The 16,452-nt window shown below is 70.1% G+C and carries 9 protein-coding genes and 1 pseudogene; 4 read left to right on the top strand and 6 right to left on the bottom strand.

Annotated elements, in window-relative coordinates:
- Positions 1-347 precede the first annotated feature (347 nt).
- The 3 genes and pseudogenes from ACH4OA_RS15025 to ACH4OA_RS15015 all read left to right on the top strand — a co-directional run.
- Positions 348-877: pseudogene (locus ACH4OA_RS15025) on the top strand (protein-L-isoaspartate O-methyltransferase); the annotation flags it as partial.
- A gap of 112 nt (positions 878-989) precedes the next feature.
- Entirely contained in the window at positions 990-1,895 is a 906-nt protein-coding gene (locus ACH4OA_RS15020) for a hypothetical protein (protein ID WP_397969333.1), read from the top strand.
- Positions 1,892-2,992 carry an endonuclease/exonuclease/phosphatase family protein gene (locus ACH4OA_RS15015; protein WP_397969332.1) on the top strand — a complete coding sequence of 367 codons (1,101 nt, stop codon included), beginning with the start codon at positions 1,892-1,894 and terminating at the stop codon, positions 2,990-2,992. The genes ACH4OA_RS15020 and ACH4OA_RS15015 overlap by 4 nt, the downstream gene beginning before the upstream one ends.
- A gap of 360 nt (positions 2,993-3,352) precedes the next feature.
- On the opposite strand, the gene ACH4OA_RS15010 is transcribed toward ACH4OA_RS15015, so the two are convergent.
- Positions 3,353-3,886, bottom strand: coding sequence for a 2'-5' RNA ligase family protein (locus ACH4OA_RS15010; protein WP_397969330.1), 534 nt, complete (start codon positions 3,884-3,886; stop codon positions 3,353-3,355).
- An 874-nt stretch (positions 3,887-4,760) separates the two neighbouring features.
- Here ACH4OA_RS15010 and ACH4OA_RS15005 point away from each other — a divergent pair.
- The gene (locus ACH4OA_RS15005) at positions 4,761-8,600 is read left to right on the top strand and encodes a discoidin domain-containing protein (RefSeq protein WP_397969328.1); all 3,840 of its coding nucleotides are present in this window, start codon (positions 4,761-4,763) and stop codon (positions 8,598-8,600) included.
- 232 nt (positions 8,601-8,832) lie between these two features.
- Here the strand turns inward: ACH4OA_RS15005 and ACH4OA_RS15000 are convergent, their stop codons facing one another.
- The 5 genes from ACH4OA_RS15000 to ACH4OA_RS14980 form a co-directional block, all read right to left on the bottom strand.
- Positions 8,833-11,193 (bottom strand): discoidin domain-containing protein, encoded by a 2,361-nt coding sequence (locus ACH4OA_RS15000; protein WP_397969326.1) that lies wholly within the window; start codon positions 11,191-11,193, stop codon positions 8,833-8,835.
- 80 nt (positions 11,194-11,273) lie between these two features.
- Entirely contained in the window at positions 11,274-12,869 is a 1,596-nt protein-coding gene (locus tag ACH4OA_RS14995) for a glycoside hydrolase family 13 protein (RefSeq protein ID WP_397969324.1), read from the bottom strand.
- 176 nt (positions 12,870-13,045) lie between these two features.
- A complete protein-coding gene (locus ACH4OA_RS14990) occupies positions 13,046-13,942 on the bottom strand; it encodes a carbohydrate ABC transporter permease (protein ID WP_397936156.1) in 897 nt (298 codons plus the stop codon).
- Between the two features lie 17 nt (positions 13,943-13,959).
- A complete protein-coding gene (locus ACH4OA_RS14985; protein ID WP_397936155.1) occupies positions 13,960-14,931 on the bottom strand; it encodes a carbohydrate ABC transporter permease in 972 nt (323 codons plus the stop codon).
- A gap of 7 nt (positions 14,932-14,938) precedes the next feature.
- A complete protein-coding gene (locus ACH4OA_RS14980; protein WP_397945357.1) occupies positions 14,939-16,294 on the bottom strand; it encodes an ABC transporter substrate-binding protein in 1,356 nt (451 codons plus the stop codon).
- Positions 16,295-16,452: the final 158 nt, after the last annotated feature.

Raw genomic sequence — 16,452 nt, 5'->3', positions numbered from 1 at the left:
ACCGTCACGCACAACCACGGCACAGCCCCGGCCGCTCTGCGTCGCTGTTCCGCCTGTAAGCCGACGTGGCGGTGTCAGCCGTTGGTAGGTGATTCCCGGCGTCTGGCGGACAGTGCCCGTCTCGAGCCTCACCATAAAGGCCATCTTTCCTGCCGATCTCGGGGAGACAGCGATGGGCAAGCACGAAAAGCCACCGGCCGACCCGGGTACGGGCACCCCGCCGCCCGGCAACAGCGACGGACAGGTCCCTCCGCCTCCGCCCAGTACCGGCAAGCGCAAGAAGTAGCAGTACGGTGCTGACGACCGCAGCCGGCATCGACAGGCTGCAGCGATCGCTGGCCGCTGCCATGAACCAGCGGGGCGACTGGCCCGAACGATCGCCCTGGACCCGTGTAGCCGTCGATGCCCTGCCCCGGTACCGGTTCGCCCCGGACCGCGTCTGGCGGTGGGTCGGGCACGCCTACGTACCGGTGGACCAGCGGAGCGATCCGGCCGGCTGGGCGAGCGAGGTCCATCCCGGCCCCGACACGGCGACCGTCACCGAGGTCACCGACGGACTGCCGACATCCAGCCTGTCCAGCCAGGCCGTCGTGGTCGACATGCTGGACTCCCTGCTCATCGAACCCGGCCACCGCGTCCTGGAACTGGGAACAGGCAACGGATGGAATGCAGCCCTGCTCAGCCGGCGGCTCGGCCCCGGTCTCACCGTCAGCGTCGAGGCGAGCTGTGACCTGGCACAGGCGGCACGCCGGGCACTCTCACCGCGCATGTCGAGGTCGGTGACGGAAACCAGGGATGGGCCCCCGCAGCACCCTACGACCGGGTCATAGCCACCTACGCCGTCGAGCGGATCCCGTGGTCCTGGGTCGCGCAGACACGGCCGGGTGGACGCATCGTCACCCCCTGGGGCCGGACTCGGACACGTCGCGCTGACCGTCGCCGACGACGGCCGGTCCGCGACAGGTTGGGTCCAGGGCCTGGCACAGTTCATGCCCGACCGCGGAGCGCTGCGCCGCGAACCCGACTTCACACAGGTACGCGCCCGCAGCGAACCGGCCGAGGAGCGGCCCTTCCTCCGCGATCTCATCCCGCTCCACGACGACGTACACCTGCGGTTCACGCTGCGCGTCGCCCTGCCCTCTCTGCGGGTCGCACTCGCCTACGACGCTGATGGCCTCAACGCCTGGATCCACGACCCCGAGGAGTCCTGGGCCATGCTCTCGGTCATCGGCGGCGGCCGGATGATCGCCACCCAGGGCGGCCCCCGACGCCTGGCCGACGAACTGGAGACGGCCTGGGACACCTGGCTGGACCTGGGCAGCCCCGACCTGTACGACTCGCTGAACCTCGCCTACTGCCTCGGACTCAAGCACGTGCCGGTGGTCGAGATCTTCGTGGTGGCCGCCGGGTTCGGACTGCGGCTGATCACGGGCTATGTGTCCGTGCGGCTGGACACCTCGTGGTGGCCGACGCTGGGGGTGTTCCTCTTGGCCATCGTGGTCGTACTCGGCAAGCGCCGCAGTGAGATGGAACTCGCCGATCCGAGCCATCGGCCGGCATTGCGGGGATACACCAAGCCCCTCGTCGATCAACTGGTTCTGCTCAGCGCGGGGCTCGGGGTGACGATGCTGGTGTTCTTCCTCAACACGTACGAACCGCCGTACGGCGTATGGGCGGCGCCTGTCCTTCTCCCGCTCACGCTGCTCGGGCTCTTCCGGTACCTGCAGATCGTGGCGACGTCCGGCGGCGACGCCGATCCGGTGCGCACACTGGTCAGGGACCGGATCATCGTCGCGACCGCGGTCCTCAGCCTGCTGGCCTGGATCGCCCTCCAGATCGTTGTGCACGGGACGTTCGAGGGAGCGCCGGATCCGGCCGCAGGCCAGGGCTCGTGAGCGCACCCGTGCTCGCCGAGGACGGGACCGAGGTGCAGCCGCCTCGCCCGCGCTGGGGCATCGGCAGCCGGTCCGTGGTCATCGCGACCGGGCTGTGGATCACGTTCCTGGCCGCACACCTGCTGCTCGCCGGCCGGTGGTGGGTCTGGCTGATCGTCGAGACAATGCCGCCGATCACCCTGGTCGTCGTCCCGCTCACGCTGCTCGTCTGCGCGCGATTCGCGCGTCCGGTCCGTCGCCGGGCCGGCGCCGCTCTGGTGGCCGCCCTGCTGGCGGGGGCCCCGTTCGCGGGTCTCGCGCCCGCCGCCGCCTTCGGCGACAACGGCTCCGGCCCCCGGACGGGCACGCTGAAGGTCTTCTCGTGGAACACCGACTACTGGCACATGACCGACGACGTCACAGCCTTCTACGCCTATCTACGCGCCCAGCACGCCGACGTGTACCTGCTCCAGGAATACCTGCACTGGGACGACGGTCCCGTGAGAATCGACGACCTCACACGGCTGCGCGCCGCCTTCCCGGGTTACCGGATCGCCGTGGCCGGCGAACTCGTGACGATGTCCCGGATCCCCCTCGTCGGCCAGCGGCTTCTCCCGGCCTCCGACACCGACTGGAGGGGAAGCCGGGTGCTGCGCACAGACGTCCGGTACGGGTCGACGGTGATGTCGCTGTACAACGTGCACCTCGCGGTGCCGGTCAATCTCGATCTGTCGCCGCTGACGAAGAAGTTCTACCGCTACACGCACGACGAGTACCGCCGTCGGCAGACGGAACTGACGGCCCTGCGGGCCGACCTGGCCCGGAACCCGTTGCCGCGCCTGGTGGCCGGCGACCGGTCCCTGTCGCTGAGCATCGGCGCGTTCTCGCTGGCCGCCGTGTCCGGCATGCTCGTGATCTTCCTGCCGGACGGCGCAGTGGTCCGGGAGTTGCTCATGGCCGGGGTCCTGGTGCGGGTCCTCCCGGTGACCGCGGCGGCGACAGCGGCCATCGCGAGCCGGGCACTGTGCCTGGGTACCGAAATCCTGCTGACGGCTGTACTCCTGGGCAACGCCGCCGTCGTCCGCAAACGTCGAGCCCCGGCGAATCAGGGAGCCTGACACGTATGGCGCGCTGCGACGCGGCACCCGGGCGGGCTGTCCGAGAACGAATGGCCGACACCGGCCACGGACGGCTTCCGGACGCGGGCCGCAGGACCAGCGGCAACCACGCCTTCGGTCGCCGCGCTCACGGCTGACCGCACGGCGGGGCGGGAGGCCGGATTCCCTGCCCTTCACCGCTGTCCGAGCAGGCCGGTCGCCCGCCAGACGGGCGGCCGGCCTTTCGTACACCTTCAGCCCGGGACATCGTCCCGGGCTTCCCCGGCAGGAGAGCCCGAAGTGCCCGACGACCGCCCGCTCTGACCGGGAGCCCGCGCACGCGGCGGCTTCGGCAACCACCGCTCCCTCGCCGAGGGCGTCTCAGGTGCGGGGGTTCAGCACCTCCAGGGCGCCGGTCACGGTGTCGTAGCTGCGCAGGGTGGTGAGCCGGGCCGACAGCGGCGGCGCCGGCAGCAGCTCGGGGACTCGTCGGCCGGCGAAGGCACCGGCCCGCCGGGTCCGGCCGAGGGTGATGTGCGGACTCCAGCGTCCTGGTGCGTGGAAGGGGTTCAGGGTCCCGGGCGGGCTGTCCGAGACCACCGCCTCCCACACCCGGCGGTGCAGACCGGCCAGCGCGGAGTCCAGGTCCAGCGCCCAGGCCAGGACCGAGGTGGGCCGCTCGAAGCGGACCACGCCGGTGAACCGCACCGGCACCGGCAGACAGGCGGCCACCTCCGCGAGCTCCCAGCGGATCGGGGCGGTCAGCTCCGGACAGGCGGCCAGGGTGAGGTGCGGACTGTTCGTCGGCGAGCGGTGGTGCGCCTGACTGGGCAGGCCCGCGTCGGCGAGCCGCCGCCAGGCATCCCGGACCGCCAGCTCCGCAGCCTCGTCCAACAAGAGCTCGACCGTGCGCACCGCCGCAGCCTACCGACCCTCGCCCGCGGCCCCGTCCAGGAGCCTGTCCGCTCATCCCGAGCATCACCAGGCTATGAACGCGACCGCCACCCCGCACGCCCACGACGGGACCCGGCGATACTGCCAGCCGCCCAGCTGGGACAGACACACTTACCGGACCCCTGCGATGCCGGCGCCCCTGGTCCGGCCCAAGGCGACGCACCGTTCCCGGCTGAGACGACGGGCTTGCGGCCTGCCCAGGGGAGCTCGACGGTCAGACGGGCAGCACCGGAAGGGTCTGCGCGTGCGAACCAGTCGGGTGCTTCGGTGAGTTGGATGCCTGCGTTTCCCGCCCGGTGGAGGGGCACGAGGGCGTGTGTGCCGGTGAGGGGGAAAGTGCCGACGCGACGCAGCGCATCCGAGAGATCCGTGATGACAGGCAGGACCGGCAGGCGCCGGCTGTGCTGTTTCCGGCCCGTGGTCACGGGCCGGGGAATGCAGTCCCACGATGAAAGTTGCGTCCGCGTTCCTGGCGACCGAGTGACGCGTTCTCAGGTCGTCGGCCGCGAGGCCGTGGGCGCCGGCTCGGCGCCGGGGTGCTTCGCCCGGTTCGTGTGTACCTCCGCCCCCTGTCCGCCGGGGCCGGTCCGCCCGGCTCCCTGATCAGTCGGCCCGGCGCTCCTCGAACTAGCGCTGTAATAGAGCACGCTGGAGCTGTAGACCCCGCAACAAAACTCTGGCATTCTCCGGCGGTCTAGCGCAAAAACCGAAGAACTTCGAGCAAGAGCCATACCTTCGGATGGACGCGCAGCCGCGCCTCGTCTGTCGTGCCGACGGCCGGGGCTGACGATTGGGGTCTCACGTGATCAGACAACGCTTCAGACGACGAGCCTTGGTGGCTGTCGTCACCACTTCGCTGGCGGCCGTGGGCCTGCCGGCACTGGCCGCGACGGCGGACGCTCCAGCGCTCGGCGGCAACCTCGCCCGGGGCGCCGTCGTCACGGCGAGCAGCCACCTCGGGGCGCATGCGGCGCAGCGCGCCACCGACGCCAGCCGCGCGAGTTTCTGGCAGAGCAGGAAGACCGGACGCGCCCAGTGGGTGCAGGTCGACCTCGGCGCGACCAGGCGCGTGTCCCAGGTCGTGCTGAGCCTGCCGGGCACGCGGGCGGCGCGGCCCCAGACGCTCAAGGTGCAAGGCAGCCTGACCGGGCGGGACTTCACCGATCTCACCGCCGCCGAGGAGTACCGGCCGGGCGCCGCGGACTCCGGCCGGATCACGCTGCCCCTCGGCGTCACCACCACCCGCTACGTCCGCGTGCTGTTCTCCACCAGGTCGGGCACGGTGGCGGGGCGGTTGGCGGATCTGGCCGTCCACGGTCCGGCCACCGGCGACAACCAGCCGCCCACCGTTCCCGGCGAAGTGGCCCTGACCGGGCCCGGGCACGCGGAGCTGACCTGGCGCGGCGCGCGGGACGACACCAAGGTGACCGCCTACGACATCTACGTCGACGGCCGGTTGCGCACCAGCGTCCCGGCGTCCGTGCACAGTTACACCGACCCCCAAGGCGTCACCGCCGCCGCGTCGTACGTCGTCCGGGCCAGGGACGCCGCGGGCAACCAGTCGGCGGACAGCAGGACGGCCAACCGGGCCCAGGCACCCGGTGACACAGCCCGGCCGGTCGCACCCGCCGCACCGGCACTCACCCCGCGCGCACACGGCAGGACCACGCTGACCTGGCAGGCGTCGACCGACGACGTGGCGGTGACCGGGTACGACGTCTACGCCGACGGCAGGCGGACGGCACGCGTCGGCGCCCGTACGACCTCGTACACGTTCACCCCGCCCGCGCACCGGACGGTGTCCTACTCCGTGCGCGCCGTGGACGCCGCGGGCAACGTGTCGCAGGCAGCCCCGGCCGTCACCCACTACAGCAGCGCGGACGCCACGACCAACCTCGCTCTCGGCAAGCCGGTCAGCGGGTCCTCCACGCAGCAGACGTACGTGGCCGCCAACGCCGTCGACGGCAGCACGAGCACGTACTGGGAGAGTGCGCCGGGCGGCTACCCGAGCACCCTCACCGTGCGACTCGGGGCGAACGCCGACACCAGCGCGGTCGTCGTCAAGCTCAACCCGGACAGCATCTGGTCGGCACGCAGCCAGACCATCGAGGTCCTCGGCCGTGAGCAGAGCGCGAGCGCCTTCAGCACGCTCGTGACGGCCCGCAGCTACGCCTTCGACCCGGCGAGCGGGAACTCCGTCACCATCCCGGTGACCGGCCGGTTCGCCGACGTCCAGCTGCGGTTCACCGCCAACTCCGGCGCCACGGGCGGCCAGGTCGCGGAGTTCCAGGTGCTCGGGACGCCCGCGCCCAACCCCGATCTGGAGATCACCGGCCTCACGGCGTCCCCGCAGAGCCCCACCGAGTCGGACGCCATCAGCCTGTCCGCCACGGTCCACAACCGGGGCTCGGGTGCCTCGGCGGCGACCGGTGTCGACTTCCAGCTCGGCGGCACCAAGGTCGCCGCCGCAAGCGTCGGGGCCCTCGCCGCGGGCGCCTCGCAGACGGTCACGGCGAGCATCGGCACGCGCGGCGCCGGCACCTACCCTCTCAGCGCGGTCGCCGACCCGGCGGACAAGGTCATCGAACAGAACGAGGGCAACAACTCCTACAACAGCCCCAGCGCCCTCGTGGTCAAGCCGACCGACACCTCCGACCTGGTCGCGTCACCGGTGAGCTGGTCGCCCGGCGCCCCGGCCGCAGGTGACCCGGTCACCTTCTCGGTCGCGGTCAAGAACCAGGGGACGGTCGCCTCCGCGGCCGGCGGCCACGGCATCTCGCTCACCCTGACCGACGCCAACGGCAGCGTCGTCAAGACGTTCACGGGCTCCTACGACGGCTCCATCGCCGCCGGTGCCACCACGGCGCCGGTCCGCCTGGGCAACTGGACCGCCGCGAACGGCAAGTACACCGTGCGGACGGTCATCGCCGTCGACACCAAGGAGATACCGGCCAAGCAGGCCGACAACACCAGCACCCAACCGCTGTTCATCGGCCGGGGTGCCAGCATGCCGTACGACGTGTACGAGGCGGAGGACGGCGTCGTCGCGGGCGGCGCCCGAGTGCTCGGGCCGAACCGCACCGTCGGCGACCTCGCCGGCGAGGCATCGGGCCGCAAGGCCGTCACCCTCAACAGCACCGGCTCGTCCGTGGAGTTCACCACCAAGGCCGCCACGAACACCCTGGTGACCCGGTTCTCCATCCCCGACTCCGCGAGCGGCGGCGGCACCAACGCGTCCCTCGACCTCTACGTGGACGGCACCTTCGTCAAGGCGATCGACCTCACCTCCCGGTACGCCTGGCTCTACGGCGCGGAGACCAGCCCCGGCAACTCCCCGGGCGCGGGCCCGGCCCGGCACCTCTACGACGAGGCCGGCGTCCTGCTCGACAGGACCGTCCCGGCGGGCAGCAGGATCAAGCTGCAGAAGGACGCGGCCAACACCTCGCAGTACGCCATCGACTTCGTCAGCCTGGAGCAGGCCACCCAGATCCCGAACCCGGACCCGGCCACCTACACCGTGCCGGCCGGTTTCTCGCATCAGGACGTGCAGAACGCCCTCGACAAGGTCCGGATGGACACCACCGGCAAACTCGTCGGCGTCTATCTGCCCGCCGGTGACTACGACACGGCCGGCAAGTTCCAGGTCTACGGCAAGGCCGTCAAGGTCGTCGGCGCCGGTCCCTGGTTCACCCGCTTCCGTGCCCCCGCCGGGCAGGAGAACACCGACGTGGGTTTCCGAGCCGACAGCACGGCGTCCGGCTCGACCTTCGCCAACTTCTCCTACTTCGGCAACTACACCTCGCGCATCGACGGCCCCGGCAAGGTCTTCGACTTCTCCAACGTCGCGAACATGACGATCGACAACATCTGGAACGAACACACGGTGTGCCTCTACTGGGGCGCCAACACCGACAACATCACGATCAAGAACTCGCGGATCCGCGACACCTTCGCCGACGGCGTCAACATGACCAACGGGTCCACCGACAACCACGTCGTCAACAACGAGGCGCGGGCCACCGGTGACGACAGCTTCGCGCTGTTCTCCGCCATCGACGCGGGCGGCGCGGACGAGAAGAACAACGTCTACGAGAACCTGACCACGCTCCTCACCTGGCGGGCCGCGGGCATCGCCGTGTACGGCGGCTACCACAACACCTTCCGCAACATCCGTATCGCCGACACCCTCGTCTACTCCGGCATCACCGTCAGCTCGCTCGACTTCGGCTACCCGATGAACGGGTTCGGCACGGATCCGACGATCCTGGAGAACATCACCGTCGACCGCGCCGGCGGCCACTTCTGGAACGGTCAGACCTTCCCCGGCATCTGGCTGTTCTCCGCGTCCAAGGTCTTCCAGGGCATCCGCATCAACAACGTCGACATCACCAGCCCGACGTACAGCGGCATCATGTTCCAGACCAACTACTCCGGAGGCCAGCCCCAGTTCCCGATCAAGGACACCGTCCTCAACGACATCTCGATCTCCGGCGCCCACCGCAGCGGCGACGCCTACGACGCCAAGTCGGGCTTCGGGGTGTGGGCGAACGAGATGCCCGAGGCGAACCAGGGGCCGGCCGTCGGTGAGGTCACCTTCAACCGGCTGACGCTCAGCGACAACGCCCAGGACATCAAGAACACCACGTCCACCTTCAAGATGACCATCAACCCGTAGACGCCGGCGGTACGGCGACGCGGGTGGTGCGGGAGACAGGTTCTCCGGCACCACCCGCGTTCGTCGTCTCCTCACCGCCCAGCGCCTGGCGGAGGAGACCAGCAGGGCTGCGCGGGCAGGCGCGCGTCTCCCCGCGAGTGAGGGCATGCCGAAGGGTCCGGCCCCGCGACAGCGGAGCCGGACCCTTCACCCGCGCCGGATGGTCCGGCCTTCCGGTGCGCAACTGCTCACATCAGGACGTGTACGCCTCGACCTCGCTGAACTGGGCCGCGGGCCAGCCCGTGTTGGCCGTCACCCGGATCCGCAGGTAGCGCGTGCCGGTGCCGGCGGGCAGGGTCACTGTCGCCGTGTTGCCGGTCGCCGGGTCGAATCGGTAGGCCTTCGACGCGAGGAGGTCACCGAAGGACGAACCGTCCGTGCTGCCGAGCACCGACAGGGTCTCGGTCCGGGCCCCCCACGCGGTGGCGGGCGGGAGCTTCAGGACGACACGGCCCACGCTCCGGGTGGCGCCGAGGTCGACGGTCAGCCACTGCGGGAAGGCGTTGTTGGTGCTTTCCCAGTACGAGTCGGCGTCACCGTCGACCGCCTTGGCCGGCCCGTACACGTCCGCGCTGCCGCTGGCCGTGACCGGGCGCCCCTTGGCCAGGTTCCCCGTCGGAGAGGGCGGCGGGGAAGTGGGCGGCGGGGTGGGTTCCGTACCGCTGTGGTCGTAGTTCGGCTTGGGCCACTCACCGCAGTAGGTGGCCGGGAGTCTGCTGTTCCAGCCGGAGTTGCCCGCGCCCTGGGTGAGGGACAGCTGGCTGCCCAGGCAGCTGTAGAGCGGCTCGGTGAAACCGAGGTGCTTGGCCGTGACGTTGGTGAAGGAGGCCGACGCCGGGTCGTTGAACTGCATGGCGAAGGTGCCGGTGCCGTCGATGTTGACGTTGTTGAACTCGACCCCCTTCGTGGTGCCGGAGACGAACATGATGGCCGAGTAGGAACTGTCCAGGATGTCGGTGTCGGTGACCTTGACGGTCGCCTTGTCGATGGCGCCGGCCCGGGCGTCGAACCAGATCGCGCCGATCGGGAACGGCCAGCCGGTGTCCGTGTTGCCTGCCCGGATGGTGGTGTTCCGGGCCAGCGTGAAGGTGCCGGAGACGTCGGTGCCGTTGCCGGGGCCGACGCCCGTGAAGCGGTTGCCGACGTGGATGCCGCCGCCGTTGGTCAGTGTGTCGGCGACGACGTTGTCCGTGACGGAGATGTCCTTGCCGCCGTAGACCGCGATGTTGTTCGCCAGGATCGGCGCCACCACGGTGTTGTTCTTGAAGGTGTCGCCGACGTTGTTCCTGGTGTCCGCCCACATGGCGAGGCCGTCGTCACCCGTGTTGCGCAGGAAGGTGTTCTCCACCGACGAGTTGGTGACACCCCAGTGGAAGTTCACACCGTCGGCCGTCTGGTCGAGGATCCGGCTGTTCTTGATGTGGAAGTTGTCCATGGGGCCGTCCATCCAGGCCCCGACCTTGGTGTGCTGGATCCACAGGTTGTCGACCGTCGAATCGCTCATCGCGCCGCCGAGCCCGTTGACCTGGTCCTCGTCGATACGCTCGGTGATCTCGCCGATGAGGGCGAAGTCCTTGAGCGTGACGTTGCGGCTGGGTCCGCCCGCCTCCTGCGGGCGGACCTGACCGCTGTAACCGCCGCCGCCGACGTACTTGCCGTAGATGCCCGCGGCCCGGGTGCGGTCGGTGGAGCTGCGTCCGGTGAGCACGGAGTACCAGGGACCGGCCCCGCGCAGGGTCACCTGGTCGACCACCACATGGTCGGTGAGCCGGAAGGTGCCCTGTGGTATCCAGACGGTCCTGGCCTGCGCCTTGCCCGCGTCCACCGCCTTCTGGAACGCGGACGTCGAATCCGCGGCACCGGAGGGGTCGGCGCCGTAGTCCGTCACGGACAGCGAACCGGCGGGCTGCGTCACGGGCGCGGCGACCTGCTCGAAGTCGGCGAGGTCCACGGTGGCCGACGGGGTGGCGCCGGTCGAGGGCAGGGTGACGCGGACCTTCGCGCCGGCGGGCAGGGTCTTGCCGAACAGGGCGCGGGTCTCGTCGTAGAAGTGGTGCGGCTTGTCGCCGGGGGAGTTGGTGAACGGGTAACTCCCGTAGAACCAACCGTACTTGGAGGTGAAGGACAGGTCCTTCAGCCGGGTTCCGTCCGCACTCAGCTCCATGGGCGCGGTGATACCCGTACCGGCCGCGTTGTCCGGCACGCTGTAGCGCACCGTCACCGCGTTCGCGGGCTGGGTGAGAGTGAACTCGACATACTCGCCCGCCGCGTCCAGCTTGACCGCGCTGCGGCCCGACGCCTCGGACGGCAGCGAGGTGTAGGTGCGGTCCGGGCCGAGCACGGTGCCGTTGGTGCGTGCGGCCTCCGCCTCCAGCTCCGTGAACGGGACGGTCGCGCCGCGGCCCGCGACGGCCAGCGGGGAGAGGGGGGCCGTGAGGGCCTGGGCGGTGCCGGCGGTCTGGGCGAGGGCCGCGACAGCCCCCGTGCAGGCCAGTGCGGCTCCCAGGACGGCGGCGAGCCACCGTCTCGGTGTGGGCCTGGTGGTTGTCTCCATGTGGTGCTGCACCTTCCTGATGCGGGGGAGGGGAAGTGGCGTGTGCAGTGCTTCTCCGGTCCGGTGGTCCGGCAGGGGGGTCAGGCCCGCAGCCAGACCGCCGTGTCCTGCGGCAGCCGGCCCTCGTCGTCCAGCGGGCCACTGGTGAGCAGGACGGCTGTGTGGCGCGGGAGTCCGACGGGTTCCGCGGCCGTGTTCACGACGCAGACCAGGCCGTCCTCCCGGGCGAAGGCCAGCACGTCGTCCGGGGCGGCGAGCCAGCTCAGCGGTCCGTCGCCGAATCCGGGCTCGGTGCCGCGCAGGCGCAGTGCCGTGCGGTACAGGGTGAGCATCGACCCGGGATCTGCGGCCTGCCGGTCGGCCGCGTACGAGCCCCAGTCCGCGGGCTGCGGCAGCCAGGGCTCGGCCACCGAGCCGAATCCGTGGTGCGGCTCATCCGCGGCCCAGGGCAGCGGCACCCGGCAGCCGTCCCGGCCCGGGTCCAGGCCGCCGGAGCGGAAGTGCATCGGGTCCTGGATGTGCTCCGGCTCCAACTCCACCTCGGGCAGCCCGAGTTCCTCGCCCTGGTACAGATAGACGGCACCGGGAAGCGCGAGGGACAGCAGCGCCGCCGCGCGAGCCCTGCGGGTGCCGAGCGCCAGGTCGGTCGGGGTGCCGAAACGCTTGGTGGCGAAGGAGAACCCGGACTCCGCCCGCCCGTACCGGGTGACGGTCCTCGTCACGTCGTGGTTGCACAGGACCCAGGTCGCCGGCGCCCCGATGCCGGCGTGCTCGGTGAGGGTGCCGTCGATGGACTGGCGCAGCTCGGCCGCGCACCAGGGGCGGGTCATGAAGTCGAAGTTGAAAGCGGTGTGCAGTTCGTCGGGGCGCAGATAGCGGGCGAAGCGCTCGGTGTCCGGCAGCCACACCTCGCCGACGAAGACGGCGCCGTACTCGTCGGCGACGGCACGCCAGGAGCGGTAGATGTCGTGCAGCTCGTCGCGGTCGACGTACGGGTGCGGATCGCGCCCCTTGACGAAGTCCGGCAGCTCGGGGTCCTTCGCGAGCAGCGCGGCGGAGTCGATGCGCACTCCGGCCACGCCCCGCTCGAACCAGAAGCGCAGGATGTCCTCGTGCTCCCGGCGGACGGCCGGGTGCGCCCAGTTGAGATCGGGCTGCTGGGGCGTGAACAGATGCAGGTACCACTCGCCGTCCGGGACCCGGGTCCAGGTGGCGGCGCCGGGAAACTCCGACGGCCAGTCGTTCGGCGGCAGTTCGCCGCGCTCACCGCGGCCGGGGCGGAAGTGGAACAGCTCCCGCTCCGGGCTGCCGGGTCCGGCGGCGAGCGCCGCCCGGAACCACGGATGCCGGTCGGACACGTGGTTCGGCACGATGTCGACGATGGTGCGCAGACCCAGCTCGCGCGCCTCGCTGATCAGCTTCTCCGCCTCGCCGAGCGTGCCGAAGACCGGGTCGATGGCACGGTAGTCGGCGACGTCGTAGCCCCCGTCGGCCAGGGGGGAAAGGTACCAGGGCGTGAACCACAGCGCGTCGACGCCGAGGTCGGCCAGGTAGGGCAGCCTGGCGCGCACTCCCGCGAGGTCACCGGTGCCGTCTCCGTCTCCGTCCGCGAAGCTGCGCACGTAGATCTGGTAGATGGCGGCGCCACGCCACCACTTCTCGTCGGCCGGGTCCATGAGGGTTCCTTTCGGGCATGCGTGGTCTCGCCCACGGCCGTGCGGCGTGAGCGGCGTCTACGGGCTCGGCGCTGTGTGCCGCGGCGCCCTGCCGCCCCCCGCATCGGGGGCGGGGAGGGGCGGGCGAGGCAGCGCGCGGCCACGGGGTGGCCGCGGTGCCGGTGTCGCGGGCGGGCTCAGCCCTTGGTGCTGCCGGCGCTGATCCCGGCGATGATGTGCCGCTGGAAGACGAGGAACATGGCGACCATCGGGATGCTGGCGATCACCATCGCGGCGATGAGGACGGTCAGCTGGATGTTCTGCGAGAGCTGCACGAGGGCCACGCTGATCGGTTGTCTGTCCGGGTCGGAGAAGACCATCAAAGGCCACAGGAAGTCCTGCCACACGGCGACCAGGGCGAAGATGGACACCACCCCCAGTACCGGCCGGGACATCGGCAGCACCACCGACCACAGCGTGCGCAGCCGGCCGGCGCCGTCGAGTTCGGCGGCCTCCAGCACATCGCGCGGGAGCTGGTCGAAGAAGCGCTTGAGCAGGTACAGGTTGAACGCGTTCGCCACGGCGGGCAGCCAGATCGCCAGCGGGTCGTTGAGCAGGTTGATGTGGATCAGCGGCAGGTCGGCCACGGTGAGGTACTTGGGCACGACCAGTGCCTGCGCGGGAACCATCAGGGTCGCCAGGATGCCGCCGAGGATCACCTTGCCGAAGGCGGGTCTCAGCTTGGACAGGGCGTACGCCGCGGCGGTGCAGAAGACGATCTGGAGCAGCCAGGCCCCGGCCGCCTGGACGACCGTGTTCCACAGGTGCTGGGGCAGCTGCATCAGGTCCCAGGCATCGGTGTACGCGCTGATGTGCCACTGGTCCGGCACGAGGGTCGGCGGTGTGCGCGTCACCTCGTCCGGCGACTTCATGGCACCGGTCGCCATCCAGTAGACCGGGAAGAGGAAGGCGAGGGCGAAGGCGACGACGACCGCGCCGAACACGCTCCAGTAGACGGCCTTGCCGCGTGTCCTGGACAGCGTGAGCGGCGACACGAGGGTGCGCACCGCGTACCCGTTCTGTCTGGCGGGCATGATCGCTGTTCCTCCTCTCAGTCGTCGGCGCGGGTGAACCGCAGATACAGGGCGGAGAACGCGCTCAGCAGCACCAGGAGCATGACGCTCAGGGCGCAGGCCCCGCCGAAGTCCTGGTAGAGGAACGCGTACTTGTAGATGAGGTAGAGCACCGTCACGGTGGAACTCTCCGGCCCTCCGCCGGTGATGACGAACGGCTCCGTGAACACCTGCATGGTGGCGATGATCTGGAGAAGCATCAGCATCAGCATGATGAACCGGGTCTGCGGGACGGTTACATGCCGCACCCGCTGCCACAGGTTGGCGCCGTCCAGTTCCGCCGCCTCGTACAGCTCGCCCGGGATGCCCTGGAGGGCGGCGAGGTAGATCAGGACGGTGCCGCCCATGTTGGCCCAGGTCGCCACGATGACGAGCGAGACGAGTGCGGTGTCGGCGCCGTTGGTCCAGTTCGAGGTCGGCAGGTGCAGGAACCGCAGCGCCTCGTTGGCCAGGCCGGCACCGGGGTCGTAGAACCACTTCCACAGCAGCGAGCTGACCACCGGCGGGATCATCACCGGCAGATAGACGACCACGCGGAAGAAGGCCCGGGCATGGCGCAGTTCGTTGAGCACCAGCGCCATGACGAAGGGGACGGCGAAGCCGATGAGCAGGGCCAGCGCGGTGAACACCAGCGTGTTCCGCCACGCGGTCGTGAACTCGGGGTCGTGGAGGACATGGGTGAAGTTGTCCGTGCCCACCCACTGGGGCGCCGAGCCCGGCGTGTACTTCTGGAAGGCGATGACCACCGCGCGGATCGCGGGGTACCACGAGAACAGGGCGAAGCAGAGCAGGCCGCCGGCCAGGAAGGCGTAGGCCCGGGCCTGGTCGGCGAGCGTGCGCCGCCAGGGCGCGCCGCCGCGGCCCGGTGCGCGCGGCTTCGGGGCGGAAGGCGGCGCGGCAGTGGTGCGTACGGGGGCCGGGGCGGCCGCGCGTTCGGCTGCGGTCTTCATGGCGGCGTCAGCCTCGCGCGAGGATGCCGTCGATCTTGCCGGAGGCGTCCTTCAGCAGGCGGTCGATGTCGGCGTCCCGCTTCGTCAGGACGGCGGAGACCACGCCGTCGAGCACCGAGTAGATCTGCTGGGCCTTCGGCGGCTCGATCTTCATGTCGAGGTTCTGGTTGCCGTCGAGGAATGCCTGGTAGTTCGCCACCGGCACGTTGGCGTTGGCCTTCTTGACCTGTTGGTCGGTGGCGTCGGCGACACCGGTGAACAGGCGCGGCTCGGGCAGGCCCACGGGGGCGTCGTTGCGCTTGGCGCGGGCGTAGTCGCCGAGGAAGCCCTTGCCCGGGGTGAGGAACATGTGCTCCAGCCACTTCAGGCCGGCGCGGATCTGGGCGGGCGTGTCGTGCTTGTTGAACATGTAGCCGTCGCCGCCGATGAGGGTGCCGTGGCCGCCGGGCATGGGGGCGAGGGCGAGGTCCTTGTAGTTGCCGCCCTTCTCCTTGACCAGGATGGGGATGTTGTCGGGGGCGGCGAGGTACATGCCCAGCTTGCCCGAGCCCATCATCTGCTGCACGTCGTTGATGACGAGGAGCTGCTTGCTGCCCATGGAGTCGTCGTTCCAGCGCATGTCGTGCAGGTTCTGCAGGACGGCGTGGCCGGCCGGGGAGTCGACGGCTGCCTTCTTGCCGTCGGCGGTGACGACGTCGCCGCCCTGGGAGTACATCTCGGCGGTGAAGTGCCAGCCGCCCTGGTTCTGGGCGCTGTAGTCGGCGTAGCCGACGGTGTTGTCGCCGAGGGCTGCGATCTTCTTGGCGGCGGCGCGGACCTCGTCCCAGGTCGTGGGGGGCTTGTCGGGGTCCAGGCCCGCCTTCCGGAACAGGCCGCGGTTGTAGATCAGCCCCATGGAGTAGCCGGTGCGCGGGATGCCGTAGACCTTCCCGTCCACGGTGTAGATGTCGCGCAGCTGCTTCTGGATGGTCCGGTAGCTCTTGAGTTCCTTGACGTACGGGGTGATGTCGGCGGCCTGGTTGACGTCGACGACGTGTCCGGCGTCGGTGAAGTAGGTGTAGAAGACGTCTTCCATCTGCCCGCCGGCCAGCTTGGCGTCGAAGGTCTTGGGGTCCTGGCAGGGGAACGCGTCATGGGTGACGACGTCGATGTCCGGGTGCTGCTCCCCGAAGGCCGCCACGTCCGCGTCGAAGAACTTGCGGTCGACCTTGGCGCTCTTGGGCGGCTCACAGTTGACCGTGATCCGGGTTTTGCCGTCGTCGCTGCTCGAAGCGCCTCCGGACCCGCAGGCCGTGAGGCCGGCCAGGGTGAGGGTGCCGGCTATCGCGGCGACGGTGGTGCGACGGAACCCGGGACTTCTCATCGGTGGACCCCTTTGGCCATGAGCGTGGGATGTCCACACGGCTGCTCGCTGTGTGGCGGCCCACACTCAATCACCAACGACAGAAGGCCGCAAGATGTCGCACTGGAGTTGTAAATTATTGACAGTCGATGGAATCTCGTCGTGTGGAGCGAGGGCCG

Source organism: Streptomyces sp. NPDC017095, from assembly GCF_044332325.1.
Taxonomy (GTDB): domain Bacteria; phylum Actinomycetota; class Actinomycetes; order Streptomycetales; family Streptomycetaceae; genus Streptomyces.
Note: the sequence above shows the minus strand (reverse complement) of the source record. Positions and strands in the feature narration are given on the sequence as shown.